This is a genomic window from Micromonospora sp. C28SCA-DRY-2, assembly GCF_030519475.1.
Classification (GTDB): Bacteria; Actinomycetota; Actinomycetes; order Mycobacteriales; family Micromonosporaceae; genus Micromonospora.
The window spans coordinates 545,597-561,562 of record NZ_JAUMKD010000002.1 but is presented as its reverse complement, the minus strand read 5'-3'; the positions used below and the strand labels follow the sequence as shown (position 1 = coordinate 561,562).

Here is a 15,966-nt window from a genome sequence, read left to right as displayed (position 1 = left end):
ACGTGGGCGTCTGGCAGGTGCCGTCGGATCTGCTCGCGCGGAGCCGCTTCACGGTCTCGCCGATGGTCGACACGGTCGCCGCGCTGCGCGCGCTGTACGACCCGCGTACGCCCTGGCAGCGGACCTGGCGGGGGCCGCACGTCGAGGCGTTCCGGCGGATGCTGGACAACCGGCCCGTGCTCCGGGCGCTGCTGCCCGCGTCGTTCAACCCCCGGTGGGTCGCGGACTTCCTCACCATCGCGCCCGCCTCGCCGGAACCGACGTTCGCGGCGGAGCTGGCCGCCGTCGGTCGGTTGTCCGACGAGCGGATCCGGGCCGACCTGCGGGCCACCCGTCCGGAGCCGCTCGCCGCCGAGCTGCTGGCCGACGGTCTCGTCGGGCAGGTGGTGGACCTTCTCGACTGGGTCTGGACGCACACCGTCGAGCCGGAGTGGCCGGAGCGGGAACGCCGGCTGCGGGCGGACATCGTGGCCCGCACCGCCGCGTTGAGCAGGGGCGGCTGGGCCGGGGTGTTCGCCGACCTCAACCGCAACATGGGCTGGCTGGGCGACGGACGGCTCCAGGTCAACGACTACCCGGAGCCGCCACTGTCGCTGCACGCGGCCGAGCAGCTGTTCTTCCTCCCGGCGCACTGCCGGCGCGGCTGGGTGGTCTGGGACAGGCCGACCCGGTTCGGGATGGTCTACCCGGCGCGCGGGATCCTGGTCGATCCCACCTCACCGGCGCCCGACGGGCTGGCCCGGCTGATCGGCGCGAACCGGGCCGACATCCTCGCCCGGCTGGACACCCCGCTGAGCACCTCCCAGCTCGTGGTGGTGACCGGGCTGTCCCTCGGCACGGTGAGCGACCACCTGCGGGTGCTGCTGGACGCCGGCGCCGTCAGCAAGCGGCGGTCCGGACGCGAGGTGCTCTACTGGCGTACGCCACTGGGCGACGCGCTCGCCGCCGGCGGCTGAGCGGGGCCGCCCGGCCGGGCCCGCCCCGCCGGGTCAGCCGTCGCGCTTGGTGGTCCAGCGGAAGGTGGTCAGGCAGAGCACCAGGCCGACCACGCACCACGCGGCGAGCACCAGGGCGACCCGCCCCAGCTCGAACGATCCGGCCGGTTCCTGCGCGCCGAAGCTCTCCGGCAGGAAGACCGAGCGCAGCCCCTGGCACATCCACTTCAGCGGGAAGAGCGCCGCCACCTGCTGCATCCAGGAGGGCAGCTGGGTGAAGACGAAGAACACCCCGGAGATGAACTGGAGCACCAGCGCCACCGGGGTGACCACGGCGGAACCGCTGCGCGCGGTGCGGGCCAGCGACGAGATGGCGATGCCGCAGAGGGTGCAGGCGGTCACGCCGAGCACCGACACCCAACCGAAGGTCAGCCACTTCGCGGCGGTGCCGGGCAGGTCCAGGTCGAACAGCGCCACCGAGACGGCGAGCAGCAGCACCGTCTCCGCGACGCCGATGGCGACCACCATCAGCACCTTGCCGGCGAACCACACCCACTTCGGCATCGGCGTGCCCCGGTAGCGCTTGAGCACCCCCCGGTCGCGCTCGATCGGGATCCAGATGCCGAGGTTCTGGAAGCTCACCGTCATCAGGCCGGTGGCGATCATGCCGGTGATGAAGTACTGGGTGTAGCTGACCCCGGGGGCGATCTCGTCGCTGAAGATCGCCGCGAAGATCAGGATCATGATGACCGGGAAGCCCATCGTGAACACGACGGACTCCCGGCTGCGCAGGAACTGGGTGATCTCCAGCCGGCCCTGTCGCAGCGCGAGGGCCACCGGGCCCCGCCGCCGCGCCGGTGCCGCGGCGGCCGGCGCGGCCGGCTTCATGGTGGCGGTCATGCGTGTCCGATCATCGTGAGGTAGATGTCCTCCAGGGTCGGCCGGGTCACCGTGAGGCCGGGGACCTCGCCGCCGAAGCGCGCGGCCAGCTCCGCCACCAGCGCCGTCGGCGTCGCGCTCTCGACGCTCTCCAGCGCCCCCTCCGGCGTACGCCAGGAGACAGTGGCCAGGGCCTCCTGGCGGTTGCCCAGCCGGTTCGGCGCGGCGACCTCGACCAGCCGGCCGCCCGCGATCACCCCGACCCGGTCGGCCAGCGCCTCGGCCTCGTCCAGGTAGTGGGTGGTCAGCACGATGGTGGTGCCGGCCGCGGCCAGGTCCCGGATCAGCTCCCAGAACTCGCGCCGCGCCTCCGGGTCGAAACCGGTGGTCGGCTCGTCCAGGAAGAGCAGCTCGGGCCGGCCGACGATGCCGAGCGCCACGTCGAGCCGGCGCTTCTGGCCGCCGGAGAGGGTGTGCGTCCGGGCCTTCGCCTTGCCGGCCAGGCCGACCCGCTCGACGACCTTGTCCGGGTCGTCGGCGTCGGCGTAGAACCCGGCGAAGTGCCGGACCACCTCGCCGACGGTCAGCTCGTCGAACTCGCCGGTGCCCTGGAGCACGATGCCCACCCGGGAGCGCCAGTCCGCGGCCGGCCGCGCCGGGTCGCTGCCGAGCACCGAGACCTCGCCGGCGTCGCGGCGCCGGAAGCCCTCCAGGATCTCCACCGTGGTGGTCTTGCCCGCGCCGTTCGGGCCCAGCAGGGCGAACACCTCACCCCGGCGCACGTCGAGGTCGACGCCCGCCACCGCGACGGTGTCCCCGTACGCCTTGCGCAGCCCTCGCACGGAGATCGCGAGCTCGTCATCCATGCCGTCAAGTGTGCGACCTGGCCGGCGACGCCGGCCGGCCGGGGTGTGGCGGTCGCCGCCATGCCGGGCGGTTGGCACCCGGACGTCCCCTCCATGGAGCTGTGTGGTTTTCCACAGCGCCGGTGACTGAACGGTAACTTAGACTCCGGCCATGGACGAGAAGGCTCCCCCCGGCCGGCTGCCCGAGCGCGACCGCCCCTGGGTGATGCGCACCTACGCCGGGCACTCCTCGGCCGCCGCGACCAACGCGCTCTTCCGCCGCAACCTGGCCAAGGGACAGACCGGCCTGTCGGTCGCCTTCGATCTGCCCACCCAGACCGGGTACGACCCGGACCACGAACTGGCCGCCGGCGAGGTCGGCCGGGTCGGCGTGCCGGTCGCCCACCTCGGCGACATGCGGGCCCTCTTCGACGGCATCCCGCTGGCCGAGATGAACACCTCGATGACCATCAACGCGCCGGCGATGTGGCTGCTCGCCCTCTACGGCACCGTCGGCGCCGAGCAGGGGGCCGAGCTGGCCCGCTGCGCCGGCACGACGCAGAACGACATCATCAAGGAGTACCTGTCCCGGGGTACCTACATCTTCCCGCCGGCCGCGTCGCTGCGGCTCACCGCTGACGTCATCGCGTACACGCTGCGCGAGATGCCGCGCTGGAACCCGGTCAACATCTGCTCGTACCACCTCCAGGAGGCCGGCGCGACGCCGGTGCAGGAGGTCGGCTTCGCGCTGGCCACCGCGGTCGCCGTGCTCGACGCGGTACGCGACTCCGGCCAGGTGCCCGCCGAGCGGATGGGCGACGTGGTGCAGCGGATCTCGTTCTTCGTCAACGCCGGTGTGCGCTTCGTCGAGGAGATCGCCAAGATGCGCGCCTTCGGCGCGCTCTGGGACGAGATCACCCGCGACCGCTACGGCGTCACCGACCCGAAGCAGCGCCGGTTCCGCTACGGCGTGCAGGTCAACTCGCTCGGGCTGACCGAGGCGCAGCCGGAGAACAACATCCAGCGGATCGTGCTGGAGATGCTCGGCGTCACCCTCTCCCGCGACGCCCGGGCCCGCGCCGTGCAGCTGCCGGCCTGGAACGAGGCGCTCGGCCTGCCCCGGCCGTGGGACCAGCAGTGGTCGCTGCGCATGCAGCAGGTCCTGGCGTACGAGTCGGACCTGCTCGAATACCCCGACCTGTTCGCCGGCTCGCACGTGATGACCGCACTGGTCGACGAGATCGTCACCGGCGCCCGGGTCGAGCTGGAGAAGGTGCTGGAGATGGGCGGCGTGGTGACCGCCGTGGAGACCGGTTACCTCAAGAGCGCCCTGGTCGCCTCGCTGGCCGAGCGCCGGCGCCGGATGGAGGCCGGCACCGACGTGGTGGTCGGCGTCAACCGGTTCACCGAGACCGAGCCGTCGCCGCTGACCGCGGCCGGCGCCGAGGCGATCGAGCAGGTGGACCCGGCCGTGGAGAAGTCCGCCGCGGCCGCCGTACGCCAATGGCGGGCCAACCGGGACACCGCGGCCGTCGACGCCGCCCTGGCCCGGCTCCGTTCGGACGCCGCGACCAGCACGAACCTGATGCCGGCGACGCTGGAGTGCGTGCGGGCCGGGGTGACCACCGGCGAGTGGGCCGGCGCGCTGCGGCAGGTCTTCGGCGAGTACCGGGCGCCGACCGGGCTGGCCGGCGGCGCCGGGGCCGGCGCGGACGCCGGGCTCGCCGGGGTGCGGGAGCGGGTCGCCGCCACTGCCCGCGAGCTGGGCAGCGCCCGGCTGCGGCTGCTGGTCGGCAAGCCGGGCCTGGACGGGCACTCCAACGGTGCCGAGCAGATCGCGGTGCGCGCCCGGGACGCCGGCTTCGAGGTGGTCTACCAGGGCATCCGGCTGACCGCCGGGCAGATCGTCGCCGCCGCCGTCGAGGAGGACGTGGACCTGGTCGGGCTCTCGGTGCTCTCCGGCTCGCACCTGGCCGCGGTGCCCGCGGTGCTGGACGGGCTGCGCGCCGCCGGGCGGCCGGACCTGCCGGTGGTGGTCGGCGGCATCATCCCGGCGGCCGACGCCGAGCAGTTGCGCGCCGCCGGGGTGGCCCGGGTGTTCACGCCGAAGGACTTCGCCCTGACCGGCATCATCGACGAACTCGTCACCGTGGTGCGGCAGGCCAACGGGCTGCGCTGAGGCCCCCGCCGTCACCGACCACCGGGGCGGTGGCGGCGGGCCAGCGCCCTGTTCCGCCGATGTCGTGCGGTGGGGTCAGCGCTGGTCGTAGGTGATGCAGTCGGCCATGTCGTTGTCCGGGCCGACCTTGATCGCCGGCGCGTGGCACTCCAACTGGTCGTTGTGCCGGCAGTCGGCCCGCTGGCAGGCGCCGACCTGGGCGATGAGGCCGTCCACGCCGGCCTGGACGGTCGGCAGTTCGATGAACGTCCGGCAGTGCGCGTGGTCCATGCTGCCGATCGTGATGGCGAACGCGTGGCAGTCGCCGGTGTGGTTGTACCCGCAGGCCACCACCACGCACTCCTGAACCCGGGGCATCTCCATCGCTGCGGTCATGCCGACCTCCTCTAGTCCTGCGTAGATTCTACTGATTTGCCGGCCTTCCTGGCCCGGATTCAGCCCTGCCCGAGCACCTCCGAGAGCGGGGCCGGCTCCAGGCCGCGCTCAGCCAGCCCGGCCAGGATGTGCGGCAGCGCCTCGTCCGTCATCGGCGCGTTCGCCTCCGTCACGTGCAGGATGATCACCGAACCCGGGCGGACCCCGTCCAGCGCCGCCCGCACCACCGGCCGCCAGGACTTCGCGAACGGGTCGCCGCTGACCACGTCCCCGTCCACCACTGTCAGCCCCAGCGGCGCCAGCGCCTCGAGCGCCTGCCGGTCGTGGCACAGGCCGGGAAAGCGGAAGTACCGGGTCTGCCGCCCGCCGTACTCGGCCACCAGGTCGAACGTCCGGGCCACATCGGCGGTCATCTTCCGGTCCGCGATGCGGGGCAGGCCGTAGCAGTCCGGGGTGAAGGCCAGATGCCCGTACGTGTGGTTGGCCAGCTCGAAGCGCGGGTTCGCGGCCAGGCGGCGGGTGAGCGCCGGGTACTGCTCGACCCACATGCCGGTGAGGAAGAAGGTGGCCGGCACCCGCTCCCGCTCCAGCCGCTCGATGATCTTCAGGTTCGCGTACGACCGCACCGCGCCGCTGCGCAGTTGGTGCCGCATCGCCTCGGTCATGTCCGCGTCGAAGGTGAGCGCCACCTTGTTCCCGGTACGCGGCCCGTGGTCGACGACGGGAGGCAGACTCCCGATCGGGGTGGCACCCGGCAGGTCCGGGCCGCCTCCGGGCCGGGCGGTGCCCGACGGTGCCGAGGTCGGTGCCGTCGCCGGCGGCGCCGGGGACTGCGCCGCCGGCTCAGTCGCCGGTATCCGGACAATGCCGGCGCTGGCCGGCGTACGGAGCGGGCTGGGGGCGGTCAGCAGGGCGGCCGCCGCGGCGGCGGCGCCGAGGAGCGCGACGAGTGAAACGCGGGAGATCTTCACGGGCACCGCAAGATGATCGCAGCGCGGCCTCGGCTCATGTGGACCGCTGTCCGGCTGGTGCGTCCCGTGAGGGTGATGCCTCTGAGTCACCAATATGCCGCTGAGGTATCAGGGGTGCTGCGTGGTGGCCGCACGTCGGCGGCGTGCGCGCATCCCGGTCGCCGCGCAGGGGCCGGGCGTCCCGCGCGCTCGTTCCTCACAGGGCCGGGGCGTCCCGCGCGCTCGTTCCGCCGGGACCCGTCCCGCCGCGGGACCCGACGGCACTCCGTGCCCCGGTGGGCTGATCGACGAGCGCCAACCGAGTTCACCCCGTTCGCGGAACCCGGACGGCCGGGTCATCCGGGCGTCTCGCGCAGTGAGTCGGCTGGGTGTGTGAGGGCTGCGCTGTTCGCCAATGTGGCGGTATCCGCCTGGGGCCTGCGCCGTGTCGGCGATGTGGCGGTGTCAGCCGGGTCGGGATGGCCCCATATCGGCGGTATGGAGTCGATCATGCGTCGGCTGCGGCCGGCACATGGGCCGCCGCCGTGCCGGTGTGGGGTGTTTGTCGGGTTCGTGGGTGTGATCGGTGGCATCCGGGTGGTGGAATCGGGCCCGGGTCGGGGGCGTTATATCGTGCGGACGATCGAGCAAGGGGTTCCGGCGCTGGCATTGCCGGCGTGAGACCCCGGGCCTGGCGGAATGATGGCGGGCGGCCGGTCGTTGCATCTCCCTGACGATCGCAGGACCGGTCCCGCCGGCACCCGCCGGTTGAGGATCGTGGCCCCGGAATGACGGCGGCCCGGTGGTCGTTGCATCCCCCCGAACGATCGCCGCACCGGTCCCCACTGGCACACGCCGGTGAGGGTTGAGGGCCCCGGAATGATGGTGGCCCGGTGGTCGTTACACACAGTCCGGCACCGCGAAGGACACGTCTCGCGGCTCTGGCCGGGCATCCCGGTACCAGGGCATCCTCCGCCCGCATGCCGGATCCCCCGAAGTCTTTCTGAGCGCCCTGATGGTGCTTGCGCCCCTGTGCCCGTTCCCCCTGTGGGCTTGGTGGCGTTGACCCCCGAAGGAGCTTTTGTGATGAACACGATCATGCGTAAGAGCGTTCTGGGTATCGCTGGTCTGGCGTTCGCCGGTGGCGTCGTCGCCGGCCCCGCCACCGCCGACGCTGCTCCGGTTGAGGCGGTCAAGCCGGTCGCCGTGACCGTGCAGGCCGACAAGCCGGACAAGGCGAAGCTGATCCCGCATGGTGTGCAGGGCGAGCAGTCGCGCATCGAGCTGAACGATGAGCAGACCGCGAATGTGAAGGCGATCATCGCGGCGACGAAGAAGTCCGGCATGGACGAGCGGGCCGCCGTGGTGGCCATCGCCACCAGCCTCCAGGAGTCGAAGCTGGAGAACCTGGGTCACCTGGGTGAGCGCAACGACCACGACTCGCAGGGCCTGTTCCAGCAGCGCCCGTCCTCGGGTTGGGGCACGGTCGAGCAGATCACCGACCCCGAGTACTCCACCATGGCGTTCCTCAAGGGCCTCAAGCAGGTCGACGGCTGGCAGGACATGCCCCTGACCGTCGCCGCGCAGACGGTGCAGGTGTCGGCCTACCCCGACCACTACGCCCAGTGGGAACAGCAGGCCGCCGACCTCGTCGCCGAGCACTGGAACAACTGACAACCGAACACGCACACGGACTGACTTTCCTCGCTAGGGGGACTGCTGGCCGGCACCCACATGGGTGCCGGCCAGCAGCACATCCACCACCGCAGGGCCGACACCCACCACCGGGTGCCGGCCCTGCGGCATATCTGCACGGGCCGCTCGACGTCGGCCACCCGGGCGGAGGAGAAGGCGTCGGAACCGGCCCGAGAGATCTTGGACAGTTACCGTCAGCCACGAACGGCACCTGTCCGAGATCCGAACCCCGACGGACCGCGCACGGCAACGCGCACACGGCCAGGCCCCCGCCGGCGACCGCGACCAGGCGTCGGCGGCTCAACCCGGTCCGGGGTGTGGCCCGCCGTGACCGGCGCAGGGATCAAGCCTGACCGCTTGGAGCCGTCACGGCGGGCCACACCCCAAAAGCCGGCGGTGGCGCTGTCACCGCGCCCCCGACAGCCGCCGAAGAGCGACGCAGCACCCGACAGGCCCAGGCCACCGGCACTCTGCCACCGGCGCCCGGGCAGAACCCTGAGGCGCGGAGGTGCGGAGGGTCAGACGCGGTACCCGGCGGCGCGGGCGGCGCGGCGTTCCCGACGGCGGTCGGACCGGCGGCGCAGGAACCAGAACAGGAAGAGCACCAGCCCGGCCAGGAACGCCAGCACCAGCACCGGCAGGATGATCGCCACCACGGACATCACCACGCTGGTGGCGTCCTCGGCGGTGCTCGCCACCGGCGCGCCCACCCCGGCGGTGGTCGCGTTGATGACCGGGCGGGCGGCGGACTTGAGCAGGTGTACGCCGAGCGCGATCAGCACCCCGGTCATCACGGGGACCCAGTCGTTGGAGGCGAAGAAGCTTCCCGGATCGCTCACCGTGACGGTCTCCGAACTCGACCCGGCGCCGAACGCCAGGCCGCCGGCCGTCGGTCGGACCACTGTCTGCACCACGTCGTTGACGTGGTCGACCACCGGCACCTTGTCGGCCACCACCTCGACGGCGAGCAGCACGGCGAGGATGAGGACCACCCAACCGTTGCCGAGCCACTGCCAGCCGCTGGGCAGGTCGATGAGGTCGGTGTAGCGGGCCAGCAGCCCCATGGTGAGCAGGGGGATGTAGGCGTTCAGACCCGCCGAGGCGGCGAGGCCGGTGCCGGTGAGGACTTCGAACACCGTCACAGCATCGCACCGGCGCGCCAGTGCCGCTCGGTGGCGCCGGCCGGGGTCTCCGCTACCCTCGTCGGGTGCGGTTGGTGATTGCGAAGTGCTCGGTGGACTACGTCGGACGGCTCTCGGCCCACCTGCCGCCGGCCACCCGGTTGCTCATGGTGAAGGCGGACGGGTCGGTGTCCATCCACGCCGACGACCGGGCGTACAAGCCGCTCAACTGGATGAGCCCGCCGTGCCGGCTGGAGGAGGCACCGGGCGTCTGGCGGGTGGTCAACAAGGCCGGCGAGGAGCTGCGGATCACCCTGGAGGAGATCTTCCAGGACACCTCGTACGACCTGGGTGTCGATCCGGGCCTGCGCAAGGACGGCGTGGAGGCGCACCTGCAGGAGTTGCTGGCGGCCAACCCGACGGCGCTGGGCGAGGGGTTCACGCTGATCCGGCGGGAGTACATGACCGCTATCGGCCCGGTCGACCTGCTCTGCCGGGACGGGCAGAACGCCACGGTCGCCGTCGAGGTGAAGCGCCGGGGCGAGATCGACGGCGTCGAGCAGCTCACCCGCTACCTGGAACTGCTCAACCGCGACCCGCTGCTGACCCCGGTGACCGGGGTCTTCGCGGCGCAGGAGATCAAGCCGCAGGCCCGGGTGCTCGCCACCGACCGGGGGATCCGCTGCGTGGTGGTGGACTACGACAAGCTGCGCGGCATCGAGCGGGACGAGCTGACCCTGTTCTGACCGCCAGCGGGCGACCCGCGGCGGCCACCCGCGCGCGGCGGCCCGGCGAAGCTCGCCGGTCAGCGGCCGTACATCACCTTGATGGCCTTGACCAGGCGGGCGACGTCGGCGGGCGTCCGCTCGAAGGTGGTCGACGCGAGCAGCGAGCGGGCCCGGCGGCGGGTGATCGCCTTGGCCCGGCCGAACTCGCGCAACCCGTCCTCGCCGTGGATCCGGCCGAAGCCCGACTCGCCCACCCCGCCGAACGGCAGGGTGGACATCCCGGCGAAGGTCAGCGTGGAGTTGACCGAGGCCATGCCCGAGCGCAGCCGGCGGGCGATCGCCACCGCGCGCCGTCGCCCGAAGACCGAACCCCCCAGGCCGTACGGCAGGGCGTTGGCGCGGCTGACCGCCTCGTCGGCGTCGCGCACCCGGTTGATGGTCAGCGTCGGGCCGAACGTCTCCTCGCGTACGGCGGCCGAGTCCTCGGGCACGTCGACCAGCACGGTCGGCCGCACGTACGGCGGCTGCACCGCGTCCGCGCCGCCGAGCACCGCGCGCCCGCCCCGGGCCAGCGCGTCGTCGATGTGCCGGCGGATCACGTCGAGCTGGCTCGGCATGGTGATCGGCCCGATGTCGGCACCGTCCGCGCCGACGGTCAGCCGGCCGGCCCGCTCCACCACCTTGCCGACGAAGGCGTCGAAGACCGGCTCGACGGCGTACACCCGCTCGATGCCGATGCAGGTCTGGCCGGCGTTGGTCAGCCCGCCCCAGACGCACGCCTCGGCGGCGGCGTCCAGGTCGGCGTCCGCGTCCACGATCATGGCGTCCTTGCCGCCGGCCTCCAGCAGCACCGGGGTCAGCGACTCGGCGCAGGCGGTCATCACCTTCCTCGCCGTGGCCGTGGAACCGGTGAACGCGATCTTGTCGACCCCGGCCCGGCAGAGCGCCGCGCCGACGTCGCCGAGGCCGTGCACCGCGGTGAGCACCGGGTGCTCCGGCACCACCTCGGCGAAGCTGTCGACCAGCCACTGCCCGACGGCGGGGGTGTACTCGCTGGGCTTGAAGACCACCGCGTTGCCGGCGGCCAGCGCGTACGCGGTGGACCCGATCGGGGTGAAGACGGGGTAGTTCCACGGGCCGATCACGCCGATCACCCCGTACGGCTGGTATTCGAGGTGGGCGGAGAACTCGGCGAGCACGAGCCGCGAACGGACCCGGCGCGGGCCGAGTACCCGGCGGGCGTTGCGGGCCGCCCAGTCGACGTGCTCGACGGCGGTGACGATCTCGACGACGGCGTCGGCGACCGGCTTGCCGCCCTCGGCGTGGATCAGCTCGGCGAGCTGCTCGATCCGCTGGGCGAGCAGGGCCCGCCAGCGCAGCAGCCGCTGCCGCCGCCCGGCGAAGCCGAGCCCGGCCCACCACTCGCCGGCCGCCCGGGCCCGTTCGACCGCTCCGGTCACCTCGGCCGCGGTGGCGATCGGGTAGCGCCCGGCCTCGACGCCGGTCGCGGGGCTGGTCGAGACCAGGAGACCGTCCTCGATGCGGGGGGCGCCCGGGACCTGCACTGCCGTCATGGCGGAAGTCTAGACCCGAGGATTACTCGCCGGTAGGGGTCGCGTCGCCTCCCGGTCCAGCACCGCGGCCATGCCGGCGGCCCGCCGGTGCCGGCCCGTCCGCCCGGCCGCTGCCGGCACTGCCACGCGCCAGCGCGTCCACCTCCGCGGTGCCGCACTCTCGTACGGCCCCGGGCCTGCCGGGCTGGCGCGCACATCGTCCGGCAGACGCCGGCACGTCCACCGCTCGGCCGGAGTTGGCCGGGCGTCGCTGAACCGGACGGGCCGCCGGGTTCGTTGAACGGGCGGAGGGGGCCGTCCGGCCCGCGGGAGGCCCTTGCCGTTCCGGGGACGCACGGATGACCGCCCGGGGGCGCGGAGTTGACCGCGTGGGCGGTGGAGACAACTACTTTCTGATGGCAGGCTGACGCGCGGGGTGACCGTGCGGGTGGAGGGCTGACTGTCCATGGAGGAACATCCGAACCTCTTGCCGTTGTTGACCGTGGCCGGTGGGGCGATGCGCGGGGCGAGTTTCCGGGTGCGCCGGACGCCGCTGGTGATCGGCCGCGCGCCGACCGTCGACGTGGTGCTGAACGACCTGCACCTGAGCCGGCGGCACGCCCAGGTGTGGCTCACCCCGGAGGGGGTGTCGCTGGCGGACCTGGGCTCGACGAACGGCACCTGGCTAAACGACCGGCGGATCACCGGCGTGGAGCGGCTCAGCGACGGGGACGTGCTCCGGCTCGGCCGTACCGAACTGCGGTTCTTCGACCCGGGGGTGGCCGTCACCGACCCGGTGGGGCTGCTGTTCGGCGCGCCGCGGCGGGACCACCGGCCGACCCTGCCGCTGCCGGTGGCGGCCCCGCCCGCCGTCGCCCTGCCGGCGGAACGCACCGTGCCGGCCGCACCTGTCGTCGGGGACGGCCCGGCGGTGCCGGGCGGGCCGGCCGAACCGGCGGTCCCGCCCGCGCCCGCGGTGCCGAGCGCGCCGTAGGTCCGCGCGACGGCCGGGCGGACCGCCACCTCTCCGCGCCCGGTCATGGCGGCCGGACACATGGACGCCCCGGCGGCCGGCTGGCAGCATGCCGCGGATGGAGAGCGTGCGGCAGGTCGTCACGGCGAACGGGATCACCCAGGCGGTACGGGTGGCCGGGCCGCCGGACGGCGTACCGGTGCTGCTGATCCACGGCAACTGCTCGTCGGCCCTGTTCTGGGAGCCGCTGGTGCGCCGGCTGCCGGCCACGCTCCGGGTGGTCGCACCCGACCTGCGCGGCTACGGCGAGACGGACACCGCCCCGGTGGACGCCACCCGGGGGCTGCGCGACTTCGCCGACGACGTGGCCGCCCTGCTGGACGAGGAGTCGCTCTTCCCGACCGGCGCCCGGGCGGTGCTGGCCGGCCACTCGCTCGGCGGGGGAGTGGCCATGCAGGTGCTGGTCGACCACCCCGACCGGGTGGCCGCGCTGCTGCTCTCCGCGCCCGTCTCACCCTACGGTTACGGGGGCACCCGCGACCTGGCCGGGACGCCCACCACCGCCGACTTCGCCGGCACCGGCGGGGGCACCGCCAACCAGGACTTCGTCAAGCGGCTGGCCGCCGGCGACCGCGGCGCGGACGTCCCGACCAGCCCGCGCAACGTGCTGCGGGCCACCTACGTGGCCGACCCGGCGGCCCTCGGCGAGGACGAGGAACTGCTGCTGGACAGCGTGCTCTCCACGGCCACCGGCGACGACAACTACCCGGGCACGGCGGTCGCCTCGGCGCACTGGCCGGGCACCGCGCCCGGCCGCCGGGGCGTGCTCAACGCGCTCTCCCCGGCGCACTTCCGGATCGCCGACGACCTCGTCGCGGTCGCCGACAAGCCGCCGGTCACCTGGGTGCACGGAGACGCGGACGTGATCGTCTCGGACACCGCGCTGATGGACCTGGCGTACCTCGGATCACTGGGCGCGGTGCCCGGCTGGCCCGGCGAGGTGGACTGCCCGCCGCAGCCGATGGTCGGCCAGACCCGGGCGGTGCTCGACCGGTACGCGGCCGCCGGCGGCCGCTACCGCGAGGTGCTGCTCCCCGGCTGCGGGCACAGCCCGCACCTGGAGCGGCCAGCCGAGTTCGTCGCCGAACTGCTCGCCCTGACCGGCGGCCCGACCGCCTGAGCCGCCCGTCGGCACCGCCCGGAGCGGACATCGACCGACGTGAGCGCGGACGGTGGTGAAATATCCCACGGCGTCTCGACAACCGACGGTCACGTGGCAGACTCGCGCGCATAACCTTAGTGGCCGTTCACGCGGCCGTGCGGAGCATTGGGGAGGCCGGTCGTGGCGCGCGAGTTCAGCAGCGTGGGCGTGGTGGGACTGGGCACCATGGGTGCCGGGATCGTCGAGGTCTTCGCCCGCAACGGCATCGACGTGGTCGCGGTCGAGATCTCCGACGCCGCGCTGGAGCGCGGCCGGGCCACCCTGACCGGCTCCACCGACCGCGCGGTGGCCAAGGGCAAGCTCGCCGAGGCCGACCGGGACGCCCTGCTGGCCCGCGTCGACTGGCAGGTGGGGCTGGACGCGCTGCACTCGGTCGACCTGGTCATCGAGGCGGTGCCCGAGCACCTCGACCTGAAGCAGCGGATCTTCGCCGAGCTGGACCGGGTCTGCAAGCCCGAGGCGATCCTCGCCACCAACACCTCGTCGCTGAGCGTCACCGAGATCTCGGTCGCCACCACCCGGCCCAACCAGGTCATCGGCATCCACTTCTTCAACCCGGCGCCGGTCATGAAGCTGGTCGAGGTGGTCCGGACGGTGGTCACCTCGGCCGACGTGGTCGCCGACGTGGAGGCGCTCTGCAAGCGGCTGGGCAAGGTCGACGTCACCATCAACGACCGGGCCGGTTTCATCGCCAACGCGCTGCTCTTCGGCTACCTCAACCACGCGGTCGGCATGTTCGAGGCCCGCTACGCCAGCCGCGAGGACATCGACGCGGCGATGAAGCTCGGCTGTGGCCTGCCCATGGGCCCGCTCGCCCTGATGGACCTGATCGGCCTGGACACCGCGTACGAGATCCTGGACACCATGTACCGGCGCGGCGGCCGGGACCGCCGGCACGCCCCGGTGCCGCTGATCAAGCAGATGGTCACCGCGGGGCTGCTCGGCCGCAAGTCCGGCCGCGGCTTCTACACCTACGAGCGGCCGGGCTCGCCGGCGGTCGTACCGGACGAGCAGACGCCGGTGGCGACGGGGGCGGCGCTCGCCGACGGCGCCCGGGCCATCGCCAAGGTCGGCGTGGTCGGCTCCGGGACGATGGCGACCGGCATCATCGAGGTCTTCGCCAAGGCCGGCTACGAGGTCGTCTCGGTGACCCGGGGCGCGGAGAAGTCGGCCAAGGTCTGCGAGACGGTCAAGACCTCGCTGAACAAGGGCGTGGTGCGGGGCAAGCTCAGCGAGGCCGACCGGGACGCGGCGCTGGGCCGGGTCACCTGGTCCGCCGTGCTGGACCACCTCGCCGACGTCGACCTGGTGGTCGAGGCGGTGGTCGAGGAACTGAGCGTCAAGAAGGCCCTCTTCGCCAGCCTCGACGAGATCTGCAAGCCGGGCGTGGTGCTCGCCACCACCACGTCGTCGCTGCCGGTGATCGACGTCGCGATGGCCACCCAGCGGCCGGCCGACGTGGTCGGGCTGCACTTCTTCAACCCGGCCCCGATCATGCCGCTGGTGGAGATCGTGCAGACCATCCGCACCTCGGCGGAGACCACCGCCACCGCCCGCGCGGTCTGCGCCGCGCTGGGCAAGACCGGCGTGGTCTGCGGCGACCGGTCCGGCTTCATCGTCAACGCGCTGCTCTTCCCGTACCTGAACGACGCGGTGAAGATGCTGGAGGCGAGCTACTCCACCGCCGACGACATCGACCACGCCATGAAGCTCGGCTGCGGTTACCCGATGGGCCCGTTCGAACTGCTCGACGTGGTCGGCCTGGACGTCTCGCTGGCCATCCAGCGCGAGCTCTACCTGGAACTGCGCGAGCCCGGCTTCGCGCCCGCGCCGCTGCTGGAGCACCTGGTCACCGCCGGCTACCTGGGCCGCAAGAGCGGTCGCGGGTTCCGCGACCACACCAACCGCTGAGCCGGTCAACGCCCGCCGGTGCCGGCGGCGTCTGGAGGATGTGACCTTCGAGGAGTACGTCGGCAGCCGCGGCCCGGCCCTGATCCGGCTGGCCCGGCTGCTGACCGGCGACGCGCACCGGGCCGAGGACCTCACCCAGGACGTGCTGGCCCGGGCGTACGTGCACTGGCGCCGGATCGCCCGCACCGACCGGCCCGACGTGTACGTGCGCCGGATGCTGGTGAACGCGAACACGTCCTGGTGGCGGCGGCGGTCCAGCCGCGAGGTGGCGGTGGCCAGCTTCACCGAACGCCCCCAGCACGGCGACCTCGGTGGCGAGGCGGCCGACCGGGACGAGATGTGGCGGCTGATCCGCGCCCTGCCCGACCGCCAGCGCGCCGTGCTGGTGCTGCGCTACTACGAGGACCTGGACGACGTCACGATCGCCCAGATCCTGGACTGCTCCCCGGTCACCGTCCGCACCCACGCGGCGCCTTCACCGAGCAGGACGCGGCGATCCTGCTGGCCGGGGCGCGGCTGGCGGAGGACCCGACCCGACCGCAGACCTGGCCCTGACCGACGGCCGCCGGCCGGAGCCGCCCGACGTGGGCCGCTCCGGCC

At 73.1% G+C, this 15,966-nt stretch carries 13 protein-coding genes and 1 pseudogene; 8 read left to right on the top strand and 6 right to left on the bottom strand.

The window, feature by feature from the left end; translation table 11 throughout:
- Window positions 1-2 precede the first annotated feature (2 nt).
- The gene (locus tag Q3W71_RS11050; RefSeq protein ID WP_302919205.1) at window positions 3-956 is read left to right on the top strand and encodes a helix-turn-helix domain-containing protein; all 954 of its coding nucleotides are present in this window, start codon (window positions 3-5) and stop codon (window positions 954-956) included.
- 33 nt (window positions 957-989) lie between these two features.
- On the opposite strand, the gene Q3W71_RS11045 is transcribed toward Q3W71_RS11050, so the two are convergent.
- Entirely contained in the window at window positions 990-1,835 is an 846-nt protein-coding gene (locus Q3W71_RS11045; protein WP_302919204.1) for an ABC transporter permease, read from the bottom strand.
- A complete protein-coding gene (locus Q3W71_RS11040) occupies window positions 1,832-2,680 on the bottom strand; it encodes an ABC transporter ATP-binding protein (RefSeq protein ID WP_302919203.1) in 849 nt (282 codons plus the stop codon). Before Q3W71_RS11040 ends, Q3W71_RS11045 begins: the two co-directional genes overlap by 4 nt.
- A gap of 151 nt (window positions 2,681-2,831) precedes the next feature.
- Between Q3W71_RS11040 and Q3W71_RS11035 the strand changes: the two genes are divergently transcribed.
- On the top strand, window positions 2,832-4,838 hold the full coding sequence (locus tag Q3W71_RS11035; protein WP_302919202.1) for a protein meaA: 2,007 nt from the start codon (window positions 2,832-2,834) through the stop codon (window positions 4,836-4,838).
- 75 nt (window positions 4,839-4,913) lie between these two features.
- On the opposite strand, the gene Q3W71_RS11030 is transcribed toward Q3W71_RS11035, so the two are convergent.
- Both Q3W71_RS11030 and Q3W71_RS11025 read right to left on the bottom strand, forming a co-directional pair.
- On the bottom strand, window positions 4,914-5,213 hold the full coding sequence (locus Q3W71_RS11030) for a DUF1540 domain-containing protein (protein ID WP_088992213.1): 300 nt from the start codon (window positions 5,211-5,213) through the stop codon (window positions 4,914-4,916).
- Window positions 5,214-5,272: 59 nt separating this feature from the next.
- Window positions 5,273-6,190, bottom strand: a complete 918-nt coding sequence (locus tag Q3W71_RS11025; protein ID WP_302919201.1) for a polysaccharide deacetylase family protein — start codon at window positions 6,188-6,190, stop codon at window positions 5,273-5,275.
- A gap of 1,059 nt (window positions 6,191-7,249) precedes the next feature.
- Between Q3W71_RS11025 and Q3W71_RS11020 the strand changes: the two genes are divergently transcribed.
- Window positions 7,250-7,837 (top strand): hypothetical protein, encoded by a 588-nt coding sequence (locus tag Q3W71_RS11020; RefSeq protein WP_302919200.1) that lies wholly within the window; start codon window positions 7,250-7,252, stop codon window positions 7,835-7,837.
- A gap of 539 nt (window positions 7,838-8,376) precedes the next feature.
- Here the strand turns inward: Q3W71_RS11020 and Q3W71_RS11015 are convergent.
- Window positions 8,377-8,994, bottom strand: coding sequence for a DUF4126 domain-containing protein (locus tag Q3W71_RS11015; RefSeq protein ID WP_302919199.1), 618 nt, complete (start codon window positions 8,992-8,994; stop codon window positions 8,377-8,379).
- 71 nt (window positions 8,995-9,065) lie between these two features.
- Here Q3W71_RS11015 and nucS point away from each other — a divergent pair, with 71 nt between their 5' ends.
- Complete coding sequence (gene nucS / locus Q3W71_RS11010; RefSeq protein WP_302919198.1) at window positions 9,066-9,725, top strand: endonuclease NucS; 660 nt, start codon at window positions 9,066-9,068, stop codon at window positions 9,723-9,725.
- 59 nt (window positions 9,726-9,784) lie between these two features.
- Here nucS and Q3W71_RS11005 read toward each other — a convergent pair whose 3' ends face one another.
- Entirely contained in the window at window positions 9,785-11,281 is a 1,497-nt protein-coding gene (locus Q3W71_RS11005) for an aldehyde dehydrogenase family protein (RefSeq protein ID WP_302919197.1), read from the bottom strand.
- Between the two features lie 496 nt (window positions 11,282-11,777).
- Between Q3W71_RS11005 and Q3W71_RS11000 the strand changes: the two genes are divergently transcribed.
- The 4 genes and pseudogenes from Q3W71_RS11000 to Q3W71_RS10985 form a co-directional block, all read left to right on the top strand.
- The gene (locus Q3W71_RS11000; RefSeq protein WP_302919196.1) at window positions 11,778-12,254 is read left to right on the top strand and encodes an FHA domain-containing protein; all 477 of its coding nucleotides are present in this window, start codon (window positions 11,778-11,780) and stop codon (window positions 12,252-12,254) included.
- Between the two features lie 88 nt (window positions 12,255-12,342).
- Window positions 12,343-13,413, top strand: coding sequence for an alpha/beta hydrolase (locus Q3W71_RS10995; RefSeq protein WP_302919195.1), 1,071 nt, complete (start codon window positions 12,343-12,345; stop codon window positions 13,411-13,413).
- A 162-nt stretch (window positions 13,414-13,575) separates the two neighbouring features.
- The gene (locus tag Q3W71_RS10990; RefSeq protein WP_302919194.1) at window positions 13,576-15,366 is read left to right on the top strand and encodes a 3-hydroxyacyl-CoA dehydrogenase family protein; all 1,791 of its coding nucleotides are present in this window, start codon (window positions 13,576-13,578) and stop codon (window positions 15,364-15,366) included.
- Between the two features lie 40 nt (window positions 15,367-15,406).
- Window positions 15,407-15,835 (top strand): annotated as a pseudogene (locus Q3W71_RS10985) (SigE family RNA polymerase sigma factor); the annotation flags it as partial.
- Window positions 15,836-15,966 lie beyond the last annotated feature (131 nt).

Excerpts from the sequence above, each read along its gene's own strand:
- Q3W71_RS11040 (WP_302919203.1), bottom strand. The coding sequence starts at position 2,680 with ATGGATGACGAGCTCGCGATCTCCGTGCGAGGGCTGCGCAAGGCGTAC.
- Q3W71_RS11035 (WP_302919202.1), top strand. The coding sequence starts at position 2,832 with ATGGACGAGAAGGCTCCCCCCGGCCGGCTGCCCGAGCGCGACCGCCCC.
- Q3W71_RS10995 (WP_302919195.1), top strand. The coding sequence starts at position 12,343 with ATGCCGCGGATGGAGAGCGTGCGGCAGGTCGTCACGGCGAACGGGATC.
- Q3W71_RS11030 (WP_088992213.1), bottom strand. The coding sequence starts at position 5,213 with ATGACCGCAGCGATGGAGATGCCCCGGGTTCAGGAGTGCGTGGTGGTG.
- Q3W71_RS11005 (WP_302919197.1), bottom strand. The coding sequence starts at position 11,281 with ATGACGGCAGTGCAGGTCCCGGGCGCCCCCCGCATCGAGGACGGTCTC.
- Q3W71_RS11045 (WP_302919204.1), bottom strand. The coding sequence starts at position 1,835 with ATGACCGCCACCATGAAGCCGGCCGCGCCGGCCGCCGCGGCACCGGCG.
- Q3W71_RS11000 (WP_302919196.1), top strand. The coding sequence starts at position 11,778 with ATGCGCGGGGCGAGTTTCCGGGTGCGCCGGACGCCGCTGGTGATCGGC.
- Q3W71_RS11020 (WP_302919200.1), top strand. The coding sequence starts at position 7,250 with ATGAACACGATCATGCGTAAGAGCGTTCTGGGTATCGCTGGTCTGGCG.